The organism is Pseudomonas sp. dw_612 (assembly GCF_018449725.1).
Lineage (GTDB): Bacteria > Pseudomonadota > Gammaproteobacteria > Pseudomonadales > Pseudomonadaceae > Aquipseudomonas.
The window spans coordinates 20,870-41,579 of the sequence record NZ_JAAVVC010000027.1 but is presented as its reverse complement, the minus strand read 5'-3'; the positions used below and the strand labels follow the sequence as shown (position 1 = coordinate 41,579).

Sequence of the window (20,710 nt, the reverse complement as noted above, 5' to 3'; positions counted from 1 at the left end):
GAAGCGAAGATCCATGGTCGGTTGGACTATGTAGGGGTTCATAGACAACACTTCACGGGCTCCCGACCCAGGAGCAGCACGCACACACAAACACACAGATGTGTCGAACTTTCGGCAATCCAAGCGTAGGTATCGACACAGGACCATAGTGCAACGGTGCAGACTCCACGACCATCAGTGTGGGCTGATTTTCAGGTAGGGGAATGCCCGCAGTGCCCCGGAAGCCGGCTGATTTGGCGGCTATCCACGGGAGATGTTTTCCTGCGCCTGGGAGGGGGTTGCCGCACGTCCCGCGACGAATTCATGGGTCAATAATCCTCGTCCGATGTCCAGCAGGGTGACCGTGTGGTTGTTGACCGTGATCGTGCCGACGGTGAAGTCTTTGTGGATCTCGCTGTCAAACGCCTCTCGCGATTCGACGCCGCTCGGGGGGATTTCCTCCACTTTGCCGACCGAATCCACCACCACGCCGATCATCTGTGCGCGCTCGTCGAGGGTCACTTCCAGAATGACGATACTCGTGCGTCGACCGATCTCTATGGGCTGCCCACCCAGATACACGCCCAGGTCGATCACCGGGACCAACGCGCCGCCCAACTTGATCGCCCTGCGCAGCTTCGGGGGCATGCTCGCCTTGGTGATGAGTTGAGAGGCCTCAACGACGCCGCAGACGCTCAACGTGCGCACCGCAAATTGCTCTTCGCGCAGGGTGAAGGAGAGGTAGCAGCGGTTTTTTTTCGCACTGTCGGCAACCAGCACCGGGGTGACGGTCCTGGGGACAAGGTGCTGCCTTTCGTCATGCAGGCGCGCGGTGAGCGCGGCCATTTCGCGCATGTTGGCGACGAGTACGGCGAGGTCTTTGTCCAGAACATCGTTGCGAGTGGTCTCGACGGAGCCACCGAGTGTCGATGGATGTGCCGGAGGATCCTGCGGGGCGACGTGTTTTGCAGCCGTCGCGCAATCGGACAGGGCCGAGGAAATGGCCGTGATCTGCTCGATCGTCTGTCGCGTGAATTGCTCCAGGCCGCAGGATTCCATCTCGACCAGCGGCGCAACAGGGGAGATCGCCTTTGTGTCGTTGTGTGGGGTTTTCAGATAATGAATGCCCAGGACGACGAGCATCGCGGCACCGGGTGTGGCGGCCAGCAATAGCCAAAACGATAGGTCGTGCATATCTACTTCCATCGTGGTTCGTTAGCGGGGGGCGGTAGATGCGCTCAATGCGGATTCTCCGGCCGGTGACCTGACTGCCGGAGCGGGTAGTCCTGCAAAAAATATGCAGCGTAATCCCGGTGGCATCGCATGATGCCGGCCGTGCACCGGGCCTGGACATCGGTCAACGCTGGTTTTGGAGTGGGCGTGTGGCGGGGGTTGGGTAGGCATTGCCCTACGACCTGTTGCTTGAGGTTTTGCGGTGCTTTTGTGAGGTGCACGGTGCAACGTTACGGGCCGAAGACGGGTCACTCGATAAGCCGTTGACTCACGGCGTAGCGGACAATTTCCGACATGCTGGTAAACCCCATTTTTTCCATCATGCGTGCTTTATGGGTGCTGATGGTCTTGTGGCTGATGGACAGTTCTGTGGCGGTACGCGAAACGCTAAAGCCACGCGCGAGCAAACGCATGACCTGCAATTCCCGGTCAGTGAGCATGTCGTGCTGGGTATACGGGCCCAGGCCGCTGGCCGCGAAGGCGATCTGTTCGGCCAGGGCGGCGTCGATGTAGCGTCCGCCGTTCGCGACGCGGCGGATCGCCGTGAGCAGGGCCTCGGGGTCGCGGTCCTTGGTCAGATAGCCAGAGGCGCCCGACCTCAGTGCCCGCTGCGCGATCTGCACTTCGTTGTGCATGCTCAGCACCAGAATCGGCAGCTGCGGATAGTGCGTATGGATACGCGCGATCAGGTCTTCGCCGCTGATGCCGGGCATGCTCATGTCGAGCAGCAGCAGGTCGACGTGGCCTTGGCGCAGTTGCTCAAACAGCATCACACCGTTTTCTGCTTCACCTATGACTTGCAGATCGCCAGCCAGGGCGAAGAGCTGTTTCAGACCTTCGCGCATGATGGCGTGGTCGTCAGCGATCATCAGTTGGATCATGGAGTCTCCGGGTTTACCTGGAAGGGGATATTCACCCGGACGTGAGTACCCTGTCCGGGGTGGCTGTTTACGGTAACGGTGCCGCCAAGCATGTGTCCTCGCTCGTGCATGCCGAGCATCCCGAGCGTGCCTTTGGGCAGTTGCTCCGGGTCGAAGCCTTTGCCGTTGTCCCGCACTTCAATCTGCACATGCCCGACGCCGCGCTCGAGGTCGATATCCACTCGGCTGGCCTGGGCGTGACGCGCGACATTGGTCAGGCACTCCTGAATCACCCGGAAGATTGCGGTGGCGCGCTCGTCGTCGAGCTCCAAGCGAGCCGAGGGCGCATTCAGTCGGCAAGGAATGGTCGTGTTGCGCGAAAATTCGGAAACCAGCCATTCGAGGGCCGAGGTCAGGCCCATGTCGAGTGCGGAGGGGCGCAGGCTGGTGGCGACGTTGCGAACCACCTGAATGGTTTCGTCGACCCGTACCATCAGCGCCTGGACCCGCTCCACCAGCAGCGGATGATCGCTGCCGAATTGCAGGCGCAGCATCGAAATTCCCATGCGCAGAACGGTCAGTTGCTGCCCCAGTTCGTCGTGAATTTCCCGGGCGATGCGCTTGCGTTCCTCTTCCCGCGTGCTTTCGCGGTAACTGGAGAGCTGACGCAGTTGTGCATGGGATTCTTTCAGGCGTCGCTCGGCGGCACGCATGGCACTGATGTTGCGGCCGACGGCGAGAATGCTGACCAGCCGCCCGTGCTGATCGCGCTCGGGAACCAGTCGGACCAGGTAACAGGCCGCTTCTGCGTCTTGTATCACCGGCACGTCCAGGGTCAATTCCTCGGCGGTCGCTTCGCCGGTCCGGATGATGCGTTCGAGCTTGTCTTGAAAGGATTTGGCGGCGGGCGAGCGGGGCGATGCTTGGCTGGAGTTTTTGCCGAGCAGAAAGGCCAGTGGGCGTTCGAGCATGTGTTGCGCGGCGGGGTTGGCATACAAAAAGCGGCACTGCAAATCGAAGCGCGCCACCACATCCGGGGTGTTCTCTACTAACGCGCGGAATTCCTGTTCGCGGGTATGCAGAACGTGTTCCGCATGTTTGCGCGCGGTGATGTCGCGGGCGATACCGACGATTCGGTGGACGCGTCCGTAAGCATCCCGTACCGGAACCAGCGTCGTGTGGAAATAGGTCAGTTGCCCGGCCGGCAGGTCCAGCGCCTCTTCTTCGTCGAGCACGGTTGCGCTTTCCACGCACTGTCGCATCTTGGCCATGGCAATAGCCGCGACTGGGGGCGCAAGCGTGGTCTCGATGTTCTTGCCGATCAGTTCCGCGCGGCCCATGCCGGCGTAACGTTCGTAGGTCGGGTTGACCTCGATGGTCCGGAAGACCCCGTCCTCGGTGACTTCCAGCAGAAACAGGGCATCCAGGGATTTGTCGGAAATTTCCCGGTAACGTTGTTCGCTCTCGAGCAGCAATGTCTCGGCACGTTTGCGCTCGATGGCGATAGCGGCCATATGGCTGGCTTGACGAACCAGTTTGAGGTCGTCGTTCGTCGGCCGCCCGGGGTGACGCAAGTAGATGCAAAAGGTCCCCAGCACCTTGCCGGCGGAGTCCTTGATCGGTTCCGACCAGCAGGCACGCAGCCCGGCCTTGATGGCTTGTTCGCGGAAAACATTGCAGTAGGGGTGTGAGGCCAGGTCTTCGGCAATGACCGTGTTGCCGCTCCACGCGGCGGTGGCACAGATACCGAGGCCTTTGCCGATTTCGATGCGACCGCGTCCTTGCGAATAACTGGTTGGCAGGCTGGGCGCCGAGCCGGGAAGCAGGTAAAGACCGTCGTCGTCCACCAGCATGATGCTGGCCAGAAAGTGCGGCTTTGCCTGCTCAATGTATTTCGTCACCAGTGCCAGGACTTCCGGCAGTCGGGCCCCCTGCGCCAACCGTTCGAAAATGTGCAGCAGGGCTTCCTCCAGCCGCTCGTGGCGTTTGAGCGCGGTGATGTTATGCCCCTTGGCCAGAACGCTGACCACCGAACCGTTGGCACTTATCTCGGGAATCAGCTTCAAGGCGTGAATGGCCATCTCGCCGCGCTGGGGGCGCGACCACTCCAGAATAATGTCTTGAGGCAGACCGGTGAGCATCACCTGACGCAGTTGCTTGAGGTAGCGCTCAACCGGTATGTCCGTGCTCCAACTGTCTGCAAGACTGCATTGCAGGGCGTGCGCCATTGGGATGCCGGTCTCCCGCTCGAAGGCCGGATTGACATACGTGCGGCGGCAATTGAGGTCGTAGCGGATGACGATATTTGACGTGTTGTGGGCCAGGGCACGGAACTGCTGCTCGCTGGTGCGCAGCCGGGTTTCCAGCAGGGTCAGGCGCTCTTCGGCCTCAAGGAGACGGCTGCGGTCTTCAATCTGGATGACGAAATGCAGGGGCGTGTTGTCGCTGGAGCGTATCGCGCTGCACGTCAGTTGTACCTTGAGGTAGTGGCCGTCACGGTGGCGGTAGCGCTTTTTCAGGCGAATCTCGGGCGTCTCGCCCAGTACCAGGCGTTGGCCGGCGGCCAGTGCTTCTGGCAGGTCGTCCGGATGGGTCAAGGCCTGGCTGGTGGTGTGCAGCAATTCGCTCTCACTGCGCCCGAGCAACTCACAGAGGTGACGATTGACGCGCAGCCAGCGCCCGTCCAGGGCTAACAGGGCCAGGCCGATGGTTGCGAACTCGAACGCAACGTGGGACAGGTCCTGACTTTCCAGTGCCGTCTGCGCGTCGGCGCTATCCGGTTCGATTGATAACAGCATCGGTACGTCGCTCAATATGAATTCGGGTTCGCCGTGGATCAGGGGGTGAATGGGTCAAGTTCATAACTTGAACAGGTCAACGGTTGCCCGTAGCGAGTTGGAAGACGCTTGCAATTGCCTGGACGCCTGCGCGACTTGCTGGACCGCGAACGTGTTTTTCTCAGACATCTCCGCCATGTTGGCCACGTTGACGGCAATTTCATGATTAGCCGCGTTTTGCTGTTCAAGGGCTGCGGAAATGCTATTGACGGCATCCACGACCTGTTCGGAGCAACCGCGGATGTCCATCACGGCACGTCCGGCCGCGCCGGCCATTTCAACGCCGGCGTGGGCGCGTACCTGCCCCTCCCGCATGGTCTGCACGGTCTGTTCCGTTCCTGATTGGATAGCGCCGATCATCGTCGTGATTTCTACCGTGGAGCGTGCGGTGCGCTCGGCAAGCTCCCGGACTTCATCGGCGACGACCGCGAAGCCGCGTCCGTGCTCGCCGGCCCGCGCTGCCTCAATGGCCGCGTTCAGTGCGAGCAGGTTGGTCTGGTCGGCGATCGATTTGATGACGCCGACAATGGTTGAAATCCGGGCCGAGTGTTGCCCCAGCAAAACGATGCGCTCGGACGACTGACTGACGCTGTCGGCGATGTTGTGCATTTCCGCTGAAGCTTTCTCCACCACGACGCCGCCCAGCCTGGCCTTGTCGCCTGCGTCTTGAGCCAGGCTGAAGGATTCGCGGGCCTTGACTGAGACATGGCCAATACTGGTGCTCAGTTCCTCCAGCGATGCGGCCGCCGAAGCCGCGGCGCCACTCTGTTGCTCCGATTGAGTGGCCACGTCATCGGCAGAAGAGGAGAGTGAGGACGACAGCGCGGAAATCGTTTGGGCATTGCCCGCGATGTTGCCGATCATCTGACGCAATGACATTTGCATATTGCTCAGTGAGCGGACCAGATCGCCAATCTCATCGTTACGCAGGGTGGTAGAGGAGGGCGATGACAAATCTCCCGCCGCGATCTTGCGGGCCACCCCGACCGCCAGGCTCAAAGGCTTGACCACCAGCGAGCGCGACAGCCAGAAGACCAGGCCCATCAACGCAGCGGCCAGCGCCAGACCGCTCACGGCTACACGAATGATTTCATTCCTGACGGCAATCCGGACTTCTTCTTCGGGGTAAGCCGCCATCATGGTGAACCCCCAAGGGGTGAAGCGTTCACGTTTCACCACCCAGCCCTGACGGCTGCCATCGGCAACACGCCGCACGGTATCCGTTTCGACGCTTTTCGATTGAAAGCGCACATTGTCCTTATTGTCCAATAACGCGACGAAGCCACCGCTCAGGATGTGGCTCTTTGCGATGGACTCCTGCAAGGCTTGCATGTCGACCTTGTAACCCACATACCAGATGCCCACCGTCTGTTTCAGGCTGTCCAGAATAGGTTCGTAGCCTGTCAGGTACGGATTGCCCAGGATATCGACTTGCCCATAGAACGCCTGGCCCTTTCGAATCGCGCTAACCGGCATTCCGAGGGGATCGAGCAGCGTGCCAATGGCGCGCTTGCCGTCGACCAGTACATTGGTGCTGATGCGCACAAACTCGTCATTGGCCCTGGAGAACAACGTCGCCGACCCACCCTGACTGGACGCCACCCGGTCAACCAGTTCGAAGTTGTTCGCCTGTGGCTGACCATCCAGAACGAGGTCAGGCACCATCCTGTCGCTGACGGCCACTCGCTCGCCTTGATGTGGAACCCCCTGGAATTGACCGCGCTCCATCAGCAGCGCCATCGACCCCTTCACACGTTCCATCATGAGGGTGTCGATCACGTCGAGAACGTGCTGCATGCTGGAAAGCTGCTCCTGCATTTTATCGTGCGCGGACTGCTCGATAGTGCGGCTGGTTCTTACGGAAATGACGGCAACAAGCACCAACGTGGTCAGCACCACAATGGCCAGGACCGGAAGAACGAACTTCGATTGAAGACTACGAGAAGCCATGGGGGCATCCACTCAGAGGTGTTGTCATGTTCGTCAGTGCCGCCATCAAGGCAAGGTAAACAACACCTTGACCTTGTCGTTCACTGCCGCTTTGTCCACATACCCGATGGCATCCGCTTGAGCGCTCACCTGGCCGACCACTGCGCCATCATCAGCAACGTGCGGCAGCGGCTGACCCTTGCCGGTAAACACCAGGCCTGACCAGTAAGACTTCAACTGTGATTCGCTCTTGCTGGTCACGGCGGTGTAGAACTTTTCCTTGGTGGGGCTCCAGTTGTCCTGGTCGACCCCTTTGAGGGATTTGTCCTTGCCCAGAAAAATGTTCGCCACGTCCGACTGGGTCGGCGCGGTGCTCAGCGCCGGGTTCACAATTACCGCAACCTCGGCGTGGGCCACGCCGACCATGCTCAATAGTGCAAGTACGCTTTGAGCGACAATAGACAGCTTCATTGGAACGCTCCTTAGAATACGAAATCGACGCCGATACTGATGATGTCGCCGTCGAAGTTGCGCGCAGGCGAACCTTGCTGGCCGCTGCTGGCGCTATAGAAAATATCGTCGATGGTCTGCTGGGTATTGCGTGCGAAGAACCCCGGAGCGCCTCCTGAGGTATCGACTCTTTTGAACTCACCCTTGACCACGACGGTAGGCGAGACGTTGTAGTTCAAGCCGTAGGTCCAGGATGACTCACGTCCCGAAGCATCATCCATCTGCCCGTAAGTGACGTGGGCCAGGAAGTCGCCGAAGCGGCGTCCGCCCATCAGGTAGAACGCGTTGACCGGCTCGGTTCCCGCGTCGGAGATCTTCAGCTTGGTGGCTTCGTTACTGCTCAGCCAGGTACCGTTGTCGTACTGATAACCGATCGAGGAAAACTGCGCCTTGTTGCCTTGCAGGTGCATGAAGGTCAGGTCGGCAGGGCCAAACGGAGTCTCAACCGTGTCATGCACGTTCGAATGCAAATTGGCTTGCGTGTAGCTGAGGCGCAACGAACCGAAATCGTTGGTGCTGAGGGTCACGTTGGAGAAGTAGGCATTCTTCGCATCGGCTTCGTACATGGCATCCATGACGTAGTTCTTGTCGTTGGTCGACTGTCCGCCAGCGACCTGAAAGGTGAGGGCGCCGAAAGGCAGGGGTTCGGTATACACCGCGCTGACACCCCGATAGGAGCTGAACTGAACCTGGTTGTAGACCTCATCCGGCAGACGAATCCACGGATTGGTAAACCCGACGTTGAGGGTTTCCGAATACATGTAGATCGGGGTACCGAGCTTGCCCGCGCTGAACTTCAGTTTGTCGGTGGCTTCCCAGGACAGGTACAGCCATTCCGGTTTGAGTCGCCACTGGTCGCTGTAGGACTTGGCCAGCATCTGCACGGTGAAATCGATGGTGTCGGTCAGGCCGTACTGGAATTGACCACCCAGCTTGGACAACTGATCACCACGCCAGCCATCCGTCGTCTGGCCGCTGATGCCGTAACCGTGACTCTGGCTTTCGCCACCCAGATGGGTGACGCCAACAGTGCCGAAACCATTGAAGCGGTAATCTCCTTGATCCAGCGCAAACGCTGGTGCGCTGGCCACGCAAATGGCGAGGGCGCTGAGGGCTCGATAATTGAACATTCGGGGCGTCTCTGTTGTTGAGGTGTTAAACGCGGAACTGGGAGGTTGTCGCGCGTAAGTGATCGCCCGTGCTGACCAACTGCTCGCCGAGGCGGGCAGTGGCATCGGCACCATGGGCGGATGCTTTGGAATCCTGCTGAAGGACTTGCGTGTCTTTCTGTATGGAATGGCTGAGGCCAATCTGCTCATGTGTGAATTGAGCGATGCCGGCATTGAGCTGGTTGATTTCGCGCACTGCCTGAGCGATGGCGTCCAGCGTTTCAGTGGCCTGTACCGAGCTGGCGATGCTTGCTTGGGCTTTCTCGCCATTGAGCGTCATGACACTGAGCACGCTGTTGGCGCTGTTTTGCAGGCGCTGGATGATTTGCCGGATCTCGGCGGTAGAGGCCGCGGTTTTCTGCGCCAGGGAGCGCACTTCATCGGCAACCACGGCGAAGCCACGGCCCTGGTCACCGGCCCTGGCCGCTTCGATCGCGGCATTCAGGGCCAGCAGATTGGTTTGCTCGGCGATGCTGTGAATGACGGTCAGTACCGTGCCGACCTGTTGGGTTTCCTCTTCCAGTTGCTGCATGTCCTGCACGGCACTGAGGACGCTGACGCCAAGGTCGCTGATGTTGGCCGACAACCCACTGATGACCTGGCGTGCCGTATCGGCTTGCCTGGAGGCCGCACCGGCTTCCTCGGAAGCTTGCTGCGAACGCTGCGCCACTTCCTGGATGCTCACCGTCATGGTGTGGATGTCGCGACTGATCGAGTCGGTACGGTCCTGCTGAGACTTGGAGTTTTCTTCCGAGTTTTGGGTCAGGCGGTACAGTTCCTTCGACACGTCACCCAGCGGGTTGGCCGAATCGATGATTTGCCGAAGGGTGCCTTGCAGTTTGTCGAGGACGCTGTTGAACAGGACGATCATGGTGCCGATCTCATCCTCGGAACGGACATCGACGCGCCGGGTCAGATCGCCGTCGCCGCTGGCAATGGCTCTCAGTGAATCGACGACGCCATGGATGTTTTTCATGATCTGGCGAATCATGACCACCGAACCAAAAGTAACCAGCAGCACCAGTACCAGTGTCAGGCCATAACCCGCGTGGGTTGTGGTCGCATTGTCGGTGCGGGTCTGGGACAGGCTGGCCTGGAACACCTTGTAAGCATTCGCGCGAAACGCGTCGCCGAAGGTATTGGCCGCTTGCAGATCGGTGGCCATGCGATCGAGGTTGGGGCGTAGTTTTTCGAACGTGCTGCTGCCTTCGATCAATTGCCTTGAAGCCGACAGGGCGTTGTCGCAATAGCGTTTGATGGCGTCATTCCAGGCCACGAGCTGTTGATTGCGTTGCGGCTGGTCGCGGCTCAGGTCATGCAGTTCCTGCTGCTTGCTGGCGATATCGTCGAGCACTTTTCGGACGTCGTTGAGCGCTGAAATTTCTCCGGCGGTCACCGCGCCGTTGAGCATCCCCGGCAAGCGCGAGAACTGAAAAATCACCGCGTCGGTTTTTTCCAGAATGGGGTAGCTGTTGTCCTCAAGAGCAACCAGTCGAGCATCATTGTCGGACAACTGCAGCGAGGTATAACCGACGAATATCAGAAGTCCGATCAGGGCCACGATGGGCATCAATGAAAGCTTTAAAGTCAGCGGGATTTTTTGCAGCATTTCAGGGTTCTCAATCGTTAATAGAACATGAGCCCTAACGCGAGGATGTTCTGGATCGCAGACGTTCAGGAACGTTGGTTGTTACGTTCAATATTTGAGTTTTTCTGCCGGTGGTTCGACGCGCCGACGACTACCGGCACTGACAACTTCATATAGGAATAATACGAATCCAACTGAGCAATTAACCATCGGGTGGCGCCTATTTTTGGGTGGTCATTCTGGTGGTCGGGGTAGGCATCGCCCTACCTCATAAGGTATGAGTCTTGCTTCAGGTATTGTTTAACGGGTGCCCAACTCACGAATACTCGATTTGAGTTCCTGGAAGTCGTACTCGGATAATCCGACATAATCGAGTATTAAATGGCCTACGCTGTCCCACTCGTGATCCTGGCGTGACTTGCCAATTATTAAATGTGATTCGCAGATGTGTTCGGACATTTTCAGAATGGAAAGCAGGTTCTTGAGTGTGCTATGTCGACTGGACTCGTCACTGAATACAGCCACTGCGTTATGGTGATTGGCAATGGTGATGCTCAAGTGTTCAGGCAGGCGCCAGGCCTTTGCCGTGAAATAACCGACGACCGCGTGATTGGTATTAAAGGCCTTGTTTTCGACGTCGACGACACGCTGGTTGTAACTGGTCGAGGCGTAGCCTTGTTCCAGAACAGCCATATAGTTCGGGAATCTCTTGAACATCAAGGGCACCCCGCAATCATGGAACAGCCCTAACGCATACGCTTCGTCCACCGCCTGCGATCCAATCCGCTTAGCCAGGGTCAGGCACGTCATCGCAACGTCCTGGGCGGTATCCCAGAATCGATTGAGTGTCACGATGGCGTCGTCATTCATTTCGCTTTTGATGGAAAGAGCATTAATAAGATTAATGACTGACCGACTGCCCAGCAGGTTGACCGCGCGTTGAATCGAAGAAATACGATTGCTCAAGCCGAAATGGCTGGAGTTGATTAATTTTAATAATGCGCCGGCCATGCCCGGGTCTTGTGAAATCAATCGGGCGATCTCACTCAAGTCAGGGTCTGGCATGTACTGTTCAATTTGCAGGTCAACCATTATTTGTGGCTGTGGGGGCACAGTGATGCCCTGTAAGGCAAATTTTATTTGTTCGGCGGTGAGTTCTGTCAGCATCAGGGTACCTATCTGCGCAATTAGGGCAGAGGAGGGTGTTAAATAATCACGGGGGGTGGTGTCTTTATAATATGAACTGGCGTTTCTATTTGGTGGAATCAGGTGTTTCGTCAAGGTTGTTTTTAAGCGACTGTTTCAAGTTGTTGAGCAGGGTCATCTCTTCCAGTCGGTCCATTTGCAAAATACCCGTTCGCGGGTTTGTGAACTCCAGTTGCCACGCCAATAAGTTGCAGCATTTTTTGAGGGTCTGCAGCGTTGGCCCCTTTAGCTTTTGTTCAATTCTCGGCGAGCTGATCAGTTTGTGAAGTTCGAGGCAGAAGATATTTGTCGTCGCGAGCAGTGCAGTGTCGGCCGACAGAGCCAACCATCTTATATGCCCGATCAAAGACCGGGCGGCATCCGGGTCGCACGGGATGAGTTCGAGATGATTCAGGCATTCTTGTATATCTATCATTCGAGCTTGTGAGGCCGTTAACGATTGTATTGCTGACAAGTGACGCGGATTCCAAGACATGGTGAGTCCTCATGGTTACTCTTTAAAAGTTAATCTGAATCAGGCGAGCGCTTACTCGATCATCCTGCGAAATCGGCGCGACGAGACCAAGGTGAAAATGCCCAGGATCAGCGCCGAGACCAGTATCGCCAGGGTGCCCGTCAGAATGGTCTGGCTGGCGTCAGCATTGATATCTTGCGATTGCGTGTTGCTCAGGTAGCGCAGGTCGATCACCAATTGATTCATCTGTTTGGTGACAGCGCGGTCAATGCCGATGACGGCCCGATCACCCGCGACAGAGTCAGCATTCGCGGCAACGAACGCATCCCGGCCTTTTCGATAAGCGTCCCCGAGGGTGCGATGCTCCTCGCTGAGTTTGCCCACACGGGCCTTGATGGCCGGGTCGATACCCTCGAGCACGCTCAAGTGCTTGAGGATGTCCTGCACACGACGTTCCTGATCCTCGAACTTGCTCCAGAGTTCGTCACGATCGGCAGAGTTCTTGCCGCGCAACAGGACGTTTTTCCACTCCTGTACTTGCACCTTGAATTGCAAATTGGCTTCGTCGGCCATGTGCGATGCTTGCAGCGGCCCGTCGATGAGGTCTTTATAGTCTTGCAAGTTGCTGGAAAGAAAATGAAGCCACGCCAGGCTGATCGACAATATCAACACGATGCTGGTCATCAGTAGCGCCAGCGTCTGGAACCTCAGGGACTTCGTCATAGGGGGAGTCTCATGCAAATTGATCGCTAATGGTTTTCGTGTGACCCATGACCCGTTACAGCCTGAAGTGCTCAACCAGACCATTGAGGTTGACGGCCAACTTCGACAGCTCGCCGCTGACAATCGAGGTCTGGTGGGAGCCGGTGGCCGTCTGCGTCGACAGATCGCGAATGCTGACCAGGCTGCGGTCGACTTCCCGGGCGACTTGGGCCTGTTCTTCGGCCGCCGTCGAAATCAGCAGGTTGCGCTCGTTGATCTGGATGATTGATTCGGTGATCTCGGCCAGGGCCTGACCCGCAGCCTCCGCCAGACGCAAGGTGTTTTCGGCCTGCACGGTGGTCTGGTCCATGGACGCCACGGCGTTGCCGGTGCCGGTCTGGATGCTGCCGACCATCTGCTCGATTTCCTGGGTCGAGACCTGGGTGCGATGAGCCAGTGCTCGCACCTCGTCGGCCACCACCGCAAAACCTCGCCCGGCCTCACCGGCACGCGCGGCCTCGATCGCCGCATTCAGGGCCAGCAGGTTGGTTTGTTCGGAGATAGCGCGAATCACGTCCAGCACCTTGCTGATGTCCACGGCCATGACGGAAAGGCGTTTGATCTCGCTGGACGTGGAGCGCACGCTGGCGACCATCAGGCCGATGGCGTTGAGGGTTTCTTCGACGCGGCTACGTCCGCTCGACGCGGTGGCACTCGATTGGGTGGCTGCGGCGCAGGCCTGGGCCGCGTTGCTGGCGACCTCATCGACCGCCGTGCTCATCTCGGTGATCGCCGTGGCGGCCATCTCGATTTCATTGTTCTGACGAATCATTCCTTTGGAGGCGTCCTCGGTCACCGCGAACATTTGTTCGGCGGTGGTGGCGAGCTGAGTCGATGAGCCACCAATCTGGGCGATCGTCCTGCGCAGGTTGGTCTGCATGGTGGCCAGCGCTATCAGCAACTGCGCCAGTTCATCCGAGCCTTTCACCACAATGGGCTGGCTGAAATCGTTGTCGGCAATCCGCCGGGCGATCGCGAGGGACTGGCCCAGCGGAACAGTGATGCTGCGGGTGTACAGCCAGGCCAGCAACACGGTCGCCAGCAACGAGATGACGATCATGACGGTGACCATGACCTGCGTATGCAGATAGACGGTGTCCGCGGCTTCGCCGGCCGCCTTGGCCTTGAGCTGAGCCAGTTCGATCAATGTGTTGATACCATCGGACACCTTGGTGATGCCGGGTATGACGTCCGTCGCGGTAAATTTATTGGCGCCCGGTAAATCGCCTGTCCTGATAAGGGCCAGGTATTTATCTTCGATGGCATTGAATTCGTGAGTGTCGGCTACCAGCACTTCGAACACGGCCTTGCCCTTGGCCGTGATCAGCAGTTCTGACAGGCGTTTCATTTTTTTCTCGGTGTTGTCATGCAGTGTGGCGATGGCTTCCACGCTCTTGGCTTTAACCGCGTCGGTTTCGAGCGGGCTGCGCAAGTTGGCATTGTTAGGACGAATACTTATAAAGTTCCTGTCCAATTCGCCCAGTACTTCGACAGTGGGAAGCACATTGTTTTCGACGAGGTCTTCTGCATCATTCAGCTCGGATGCCTGATGCAAGGCAAACAGGCCCATGCCAATAATCAGCAAGCAGAAAAGTCCGAAGCATAGAACCGAGCGCGGGGCGAGGTTCAGTGTTCTGAGGGACATATATCACTCCAGGTAAATGCTTACGTTTGCCGACATATTCGCCATGGGAATAGTTCGCCAGGACCACGCGGGGGATCGGATCAAAGGGTGAGGTTGTCATTCAGCATGTTTGATGAATGTTTGGAGTGTCCTTACCCCTGCATGCATGAGCGGGGCGATAAACCCTGCTCAGGCTCGGCAAATAAACGTGCAGACTTAAAGTTTGAACTGACTCACCAGGTTGTTGAACGAAATGGCCAGGCGCGACAGATCCTGGCTGGACGCGCTGGTCTGGTTGGCGCCGGCGGCCGTCTGGGTCGACAGGTCCTGGATGTTCACAAGATTGCGATCCACCTCACGTGCCGCATTCGCCTGCTGCTCCGACGCGGTGGCAATCACGATGTTGCGGTCGTTGATCAGCGCGATACTCGTTGCGATGCGCTCCAGCGACTCGCCGGTGGCCTGGGCCAGTGACTGGGTATCGCTGGCCAGCGACCGACTGTTGCCCATGGCGAGTACGGCGCGGTCGGCACTGTTGCGCACCGAGCTGATCATGCCCTCGATTTCACCGGTCGAGGCTTGCGTGCGGGCGGCCAATGCGCGCACTTCGTCCGCCACCACGGCGAAACCACGACCTTGCTCGCCGGCGCGCGCAGCCTCGATGGCGGCGTTGAGTGCCAACAGGTTGGTCTGCTCGGCAATGGCGCGAATCACATCCAGTACCTTGGCGATGTCCCTGACCTGTCCGGCGAGTTCTTCGACGATCGTGCTTGAAGTAGTGATTTCCACGGTGACGCTGTTGATGGCGCTGACGGCGTCCAGGGCTTGATCCCGGCCGATGGCGGCTTCGTCGCTGGTGACTTTCGACGCTTCAGAGGTGGACATGGCGTTGCGCGCGACTTCTTCAACTACCGAGGTCATTTCTGTGACGGCAGTGACGGCCTGCTGGATTTCATCGTTCTGGCGCATCAGGCCGCGGCTGCTTTCCTCGGTCACGACGTTGAGTTCTTCGGCAGCGGAAGCGAGTTGATCCGCCGCACTGGCAATCTGTTGAATGGTGGTCCGGAGGCTCAAGCGCATCTCGCAAAGTGCGGTCAGCAACTGGCCGGTTTCATCTCGGCGACTGCTCTTCATGACTTGGCTGAGATCGCCACTGGCCACGCGCCGGGCGCCCATCATCGCTTCGGCGATAGGCTGGCTGATTAACCGGCTGATGAGCAAGCCCAGGGCAAGCGCGGCAACGAACGCCAGCACAATGCCTATATAAAGGTTGGTTTTGGCGGCGCTTTCAAGTTTTGCCGCCTCTTCGGCACCTTCGCCGATCTGGCGATTGTTTGACTCCACCATGAGGGTCAGTTCATCCATGACCTTGCGGTAGGCTTTTTGCAGGTCGTTGTCCATCAAGGTTCTTGCGCCCTCGACATCACCGGCCATGATCTGGTTGACGGTGCGGTCGATCAGCGACTGGTAGATCGGCCAATCCGCTTCCATCTTGTCGCCCGCGGCGCGCTCATCGTCGGCCAAAGGCGTTGAGCGATAGATGGCGAAGGCTTTTTCACTTTCGGCGCGATTGATACGCATCGTGCCAAGAATTTCATTCTTCGCTGTAATGGTGGCGTTGGCGGAAGTCGCTGATAGCAAGTGATACAGGTCGCGGTGCTGGGCGATGGCGTTGTTCTTGGCTTCGGCGGTCTTGGCAACGGACACCAGGTTGTTGCTGAACACCAGTTTGAGGGCAGCAGAAAGGTCGGTTACCCCATTACTCCCGAGCCATCCCACCGCCAGCGTAATGAATGCGCAGAGTGCAAAGGAACAGATGAGCTTGGTTGATAGCTTGAGGTCGTAAAACCAATTCATGGGAAAGCGCCTGCTGAGTTAGAAGTTAACGTTTAAATAGCAATTGGCAGAATTGAGGAGCTACGGGGCCGATGTTTCCCATGGGTATAAGTATTCGGCCGAGTATTATTTTGGTGCTGGCGCAAAGGTCGAGAAGTGCCTTCATTTCGCCACTACGCTGGGCTCTTAGGGGCTCGCATGCGTTCGTGCCCGCATGTTAGTGGCGATATTTGGGTATTGAAAATACATAAAAAAGTCTATGTTGATACTTTATAAGTATCGAGTTTTTGTAGTGATTTCGTGCGTGCGCTACACACTTCGCTGTCGGCGAAGTGCTTCCTTGTTTGCACATTATTACGATTGCCATGACTCGATATTTTTAAAGTATCGAGATTGATTTTTTATGTATTTTTAATCGGTCGTCGCCACTGTTAAATTCAAAAAAAACAAGAGATGCATCGAGTCGATGCCGCCTCTTTCGGCGTATCTGCAAGAGGGTTTCATGGTCAATCTTTTCAAACGCCTCCACACGTCCTTCGCCGTTGCCAAATCGTTGGCCTCGGTGTTGGGCTCGGTGGTTCTGGTTGGGGCGATCACGTCCTGTTCCCTCTCTGAAGCCCAAGGCGAAGTGCCCGGTAAGCACCACGTTGACGAAACGTTCCAGACATTGCGCCTGGGCCATGACAGCGAGGCCTATCCGTTCCGGATCTACGCCAACGCCGATCTGTATCAGCCACCCCAAGGCATCGAGCGCGCCGTGGTCATGCTGCACGGCGTACAACGCGATGCTGACAAGTACTTCGAGACCGGTCGAAAACTGCTGGGCAATGCCGGGCTGTCAGCCGGCAAGACGCTGTTGCTGGCGCCTAACTTCCTGACGCCGACCGATCCGGGCGTCGCCAATGACATGCCTCTTTGGTCCCGTGACAAATGGATGCATGGCATCGAATCGCAGTCGGGGCATACCGGCATTTCGGGCTTTAAAGTGCTGGACGACTTGGTCGGCTACTTGTCCGACCGCCAGCGTTTTCCAAAGCTCAAGGAAATCGTCATGGTCAGCCACTCTGCCGGTGGGCAACTGATGCAGCGCTACGCGATCGTCAACAACCTGGACGCCGGGCTCAAGGCCAGCGGCATCAGCATTCGTTACGTCATCGCCAGCCCGTCGAGCTATCTGTACCTGGATGACAACCGTATGCAGGACGGCGCGTTCGCCCCGGTAAAAACGATTATCTGCCCCAGCTATGATCGCTATCGCTACGGCCTTGAAGGCGCGCCGGCCTATCTGCAGGCGCAGCAATTGTCCGGTCGGCAACTGTTCGCCCGCTACGCTGCGCGGAATGTGACTTACCTGGTCGGGTCCAAGGACGACAACCCCAACAGCCGGGTCATGGACAGCTCCTGCGGCGCCAGTTTCCAGGGCGGGACCCGGGTCGAACGGCAGCTCGTGTATCTCGCCTACGAACAGTTCCTGGCAACCAAGTGGCAAACGCCGATCCACCATCCGCAGCACACCATTGCGGGTTTTGGGCATAGCGCTCCCCGACTGTTTCGCGATGAAAAAGTCGCCCGAATCATTTTTCCCTGAGTACACAGTTGTATTGATTCAACACCGGCTTGGCAAGGCTGCCTGGGCCGGACAATAACGTCCTCGATAAAAATAATAAGAGTGATGTATGCGCACAAACGATCTGTTAACCAGGGCGTCGCAGGCGTTCACGCCTGGCCGTCTCGCTTTTATGGTAATGGCCCTGATGGCGGCTCGCGCCCAGGCCGATACCCTGCCTTCCGCCGGTACATTGTTCGATACCAACCGCTCGGCCCTGCGCCCGACCGACAGTGCGCAACCTGCCGCGCCGGGCAGCGTGCGCATTGAAAGCCAGGGCACCGAGCCTGACAGCCATGCCGGGGCCGGCGCGGCTTCATCGGTGAAGCTTGAGGTGAAGGGGTTTACCTTTAGCGGCAACCGGGAAATCAACGACGCCCAATTGCAGGCGCAACTGCGTCCTTACACTCAGCGCGTGCTCGACCTCAATGGCCTGCGTGAAGCGGCGGAGCAGGTCACCGCGTTGTATCGGGCGCGTGGTTATCTGGTGGCCCGGGCTTACCTGCCGGCCCAGGAAATCCAGAACGGCCAAGTCACCATCGGTATCCAGGAAGGGGTCATCGGCACGGTGGTCGCCAGGCCGGGACCGAACGTGCGCCTGCGTCCCGGTATGCAGCAACGCTTCGTCGATGCCTTGCAACCGGGAACGATCATTCGCGAGCAGGATCTGGAGCGGGTACTGCTGCGCCTGTCGGACATCGCCGGCGTTTCCGTGCATGCTATTTTGCGTCCTTCGCAGCAACCGGGTGCGGCGGACATCCTGCTGGAACTCAGCGAGATGACGGCGTTGACGGCTCGTGCGGCCATCGATAATTACGGCAACTATTACACCGGTTCCAATCGGCTGACCTCCAGCGTCAGCCTCAATGATGCGTTCGGCCTGGGTGAGTCGTTCACCGTCAACTCGCAGAACACCTTCGAAGGCCTGGAAATCAAGGGTATCGGCTACCAGCAACCGCTGGGTGCCAGCGGCGTGTCCATCGGCGCCAACTACGCCGAGCTGGAGTATTCGATCGGCAAGGGGCTGAAGGACGTCAATGCCGACGGTACCGCCAAAGTGTCTTCGGTGTTTCTCAACAGCTCGCTGCTGCGCTCGCGGGAGGCCAACATCAGTTTCAACCTGGCCGAAGAACATCGTCATTTCGAGGATTCGGCGGGCGGTTTCACCGTGAACAAATCGGCGGTGTTTCGCAGCGCCACGCTCTATGGCAATTGGCGTGACGGCTGGCAGGGCAGCAATGCCTGGAGCCTGGTCTACGGGATCGGTGATCTGGACAAAAACACCGCCGCGGATGCCGCGCTGGATGACTACACGGCAAAAGCTGCGGGCACCTACAAAAAAACCAACGTTTCACTCAGTCGCCTGCAATCGCTGGGGTACGGCTATTCGCTGTACGCCTCGGTTGCCGGGCAGTGGGCTGATAAAAACCTAGACTCCTCGGAAAAGCTCAGCCTCGGCGGACCTAACGGTGTGCGTGCCTACCCGGTGGGCGAAGCCGCCGGGGACGAAGGTGTATTAGGGCGCCTGGAGTTGCGTAAATACCTCGGCACCGTCTACGGCGCGATTGCCGAAGGCGCGTTGTTCGCCGATGCAGGCAAGGTCACCGTCAACAAGAACCCTTGGGATGCAAGCGACAACCACCTGACCCGCTACGGCTATGGCGTGGGCGTAAACCTGTATCACCGCGACCTGGTGATGAACGCCAGCCTGGCCTTTTCACCGGGCGACAATCCGACCAGCGACGATCGCGCGGCGAGACGTCTGTGGTTCTCGATTTCCGGCTCGCCCCAGGCATTCGCCGGGTTGGCCAGTGACCTGGGTTCCAAGGGCGAGGACTTCGAAGTGGCCGAAACCGATACGGTGATCTACGGCTCGCTGGGCATCGTTCCCGAATACGTCGACCGTTCCGGGGCGACCCGGGCGGCGCCGGCCAATCAAAGTCGATTGGCAACCCCCAGCGGCAACAACATGGCGAGTTTCTGGCGCGCTCGTGACAACGTTTCCAATGTCGGCGTACACGGTGGCTACGCACTGACGGATGACTGGAACCTGCTGTGGCAACTCGAGTACGGCATTTCCCTGAACTACACCGAAAGCGACGATCCTTCGGTGGTGCAGTCGGCATCGCCGAGTACAAAACTGCGCAACTCCGCCGCCGCCCTGAACAATGGCCAGTTCGGCACCGTGCTGTACGGCATCTGGGACATGCCGTTGAAAGAGAGCACCACCAGCCTCGACCCGTTCTACGGCAAAACCAGTGCCGCGTATTACAACATCATCGGTTCGCCCGGTTTCGGTACGAGCCTGGCCACCAACGTCAACGGGCCGTCCGGCACCGCCGACACCTCGAACAACGATGACGCCGCGTTCAACCGACGCCAGGCCGGCGTCGCGCAGTACTGGACCCCGGAATGGTACGGCTTGCAATTGAAACTGGCGTATTCCAACAACGGCACCCGCGCGGCCGACGACGTCAGCAACGGCTACATCTACGGCGCCAGCCTGAGCTACACCCACGGCGGCTTCACGGCGATTGTCGCGGCTGAACGGCATATCGATTATTTCGGCATCGCTTCGCTGGGACGCAATGCCCGGGGCGTGGGCAGCAGCACCCATGTCACCGAGGGCACCTCATCGGACGATTTCAGTGTGCGCTATGGCCTGGCCTATGACTTCGGCGACACCAAGCTGTCGGTGATTGCCGACGACCTGTCCTATTCCGAAGACGGTGTGATCAACACCAGCACCACCTCCAGCGACCTGTCCCGCTATCGCCGCCGCGCCTACATGTTCGGCGTCAGTCACAACATCGGCGCCTGGCAGTTGCGGGCCAGTTACGCCAAGGCCTTGCCGGGCCAGTGTTCGATGATCGCCGCCAGTGATGTCGACTGCGACACCCATGGCATGGGCGCTACTCAGTATGCGTTGGGCGCCAGCTACAAACTCACCAAAAACACTGATCTGTTCGGCCAGTACGTGCTGCTGAAAAACCAATCCCTGGCCAACTACAACTTCGCGCTGACCGGGGTGTACGCCGCCACCGGTTACTCGCCGGGTGTCGGCACCACCATCAGCGCCTTCGGCACTGGCATTAATTATTCATTCTGAGGAGAAGG

At 58.4% G+C, this 20,710-nt stretch carries 14 protein-coding genes; 2 read left to right on the top strand and 12 right to left on the bottom strand.

The window, feature by feature from the left end; all coding sequences use genetic code 11:
* Positions 1-240: 240 nt before the first annotated feature.
* From HB680_RS29195 to HB680_RS29140, 12 genes are all read right to left on the bottom strand, one after another.
* Positions 241-1,173, bottom strand: coding sequence for a chemotaxis protein CheW (locus HB680_RS29195; protein ID WP_213941782.1), 933 nt, complete (start codon positions 1,171-1,173; stop codon positions 241-243).
* Between the two features lie 287 nt (positions 1,174-1,460).
* A complete protein-coding gene (locus tag HB680_RS29190; RefSeq protein WP_213941781.1) occupies positions 1,461-2,093 on the bottom strand; it encodes a response regulator transcription factor in 633 nt (210 codons plus the stop codon).
* Entirely contained in the window at positions 2,090-4,870 is a 2,781-nt protein-coding gene (locus HB680_RS29185) for a PAS domain S-box protein (protein ID WP_213941780.1), read from the bottom strand. Before HB680_RS29185 ends, HB680_RS29190 begins: the two co-directional genes overlap by 4 nt.
* 60 nt (positions 4,871-4,930) lie before the next feature.
* Complete coding sequence (locus tag HB680_RS29180) at positions 4,931-6,859, bottom strand: methyl-accepting chemotaxis protein (protein WP_213941779.1); 1,929 nt, start codon at positions 6,857-6,859, stop codon at positions 4,931-4,933.
* A 45-nt stretch (positions 6,860-6,904) separates the two neighbouring features.
* Positions 6,905-7,309, bottom strand: coding sequence for a phosphate ABC transporter substrate-binding protein (locus tag HB680_RS29175; protein WP_213941778.1), 405 nt, complete (start codon positions 7,307-7,309; stop codon positions 6,905-6,907).
* 11 nt (positions 7,310-7,320) lie between these two features.
* Positions 7,321-8,478 carry a hypothetical protein gene (locus tag HB680_RS29170; RefSeq protein ID WP_213941777.1) on the bottom strand — a complete coding sequence of 386 codons (1,158 nt, stop codon included), beginning with the start codon at positions 8,476-8,478 and terminating at the stop codon, positions 7,321-7,323.
* Between the two features lie 25 nt (positions 8,479-8,503).
* The gene (locus tag HB680_RS29165) at positions 8,504-10,126 is read right to left on the bottom strand and encodes a methyl-accepting chemotaxis protein (protein WP_213941776.1); all 1,623 of its coding nucleotides are present in this window, start codon (positions 10,124-10,126) and stop codon (positions 8,504-8,506) included.
* Positions 10,127-10,405: 279 nt separating this feature from the next.
* Positions 10,406-11,272, bottom strand: a complete 867-nt coding sequence (locus HB680_RS29160) for an HDOD domain-containing protein (RefSeq protein ID WP_213941775.1) — start codon at positions 11,270-11,272, stop codon at positions 10,406-10,408.
* 85 nt (positions 11,273-11,357) lie between these two features.
* Positions 11,358-11,786 (bottom strand): hypothetical protein, encoded by a 429-nt coding sequence (locus HB680_RS29155; protein ID WP_213941774.1) that lies wholly within the window; start codon positions 11,784-11,786, stop codon positions 11,358-11,360.
* A gap of 51 nt (positions 11,787-11,837) precedes the next feature.
* Positions 11,838-12,488 carry a hypothetical protein gene (locus HB680_RS29150; RefSeq protein ID WP_213941773.1) on the bottom strand — a complete coding sequence of 217 codons (651 nt, stop codon included), beginning with the start codon at positions 12,486-12,488 and terminating at the stop codon, positions 11,838-11,840.
* Between the two features lie 55 nt (positions 12,489-12,543).
* The gene (locus HB680_RS29145) at positions 12,544-14,172 is read right to left on the bottom strand and encodes a methyl-accepting chemotaxis protein (RefSeq protein ID WP_213941772.1); all 1,629 of its coding nucleotides are present in this window, start codon (positions 14,170-14,172) and stop codon (positions 12,544-12,546) included.
* A 195-nt stretch (positions 14,173-14,367) separates the two neighbouring features.
* Positions 14,368-16,008 (bottom strand): methyl-accepting chemotaxis protein, encoded by a 1,641-nt coding sequence (locus HB680_RS29140; RefSeq protein ID WP_213941771.1) that lies wholly within the window; start codon positions 16,006-16,008, stop codon positions 14,368-14,370.
* Positions 16,009-16,489: 481 nt separating this feature from the next.
* Between HB680_RS29140 and HB680_RS29135 the strand changes: the two genes are divergently transcribed.
* Both HB680_RS29135 and HB680_RS29130 read left to right on the top strand, forming a co-directional pair.
* Entirely contained in the window at positions 16,490-17,575 is a 1,086-nt protein-coding gene (locus tag HB680_RS29135; protein ID WP_213941770.1) for a hypothetical protein, read from the top strand.
* Positions 17,576-17,663: 88 nt separating this feature from the next.
* Entirely contained in the window at positions 17,664-20,702 is a 3,039-nt protein-coding gene (locus HB680_RS29130; RefSeq protein ID WP_213941769.1) for a porin, read from the top strand.
* Positions 20,703-20,710 lie beyond the last annotated feature (8 nt).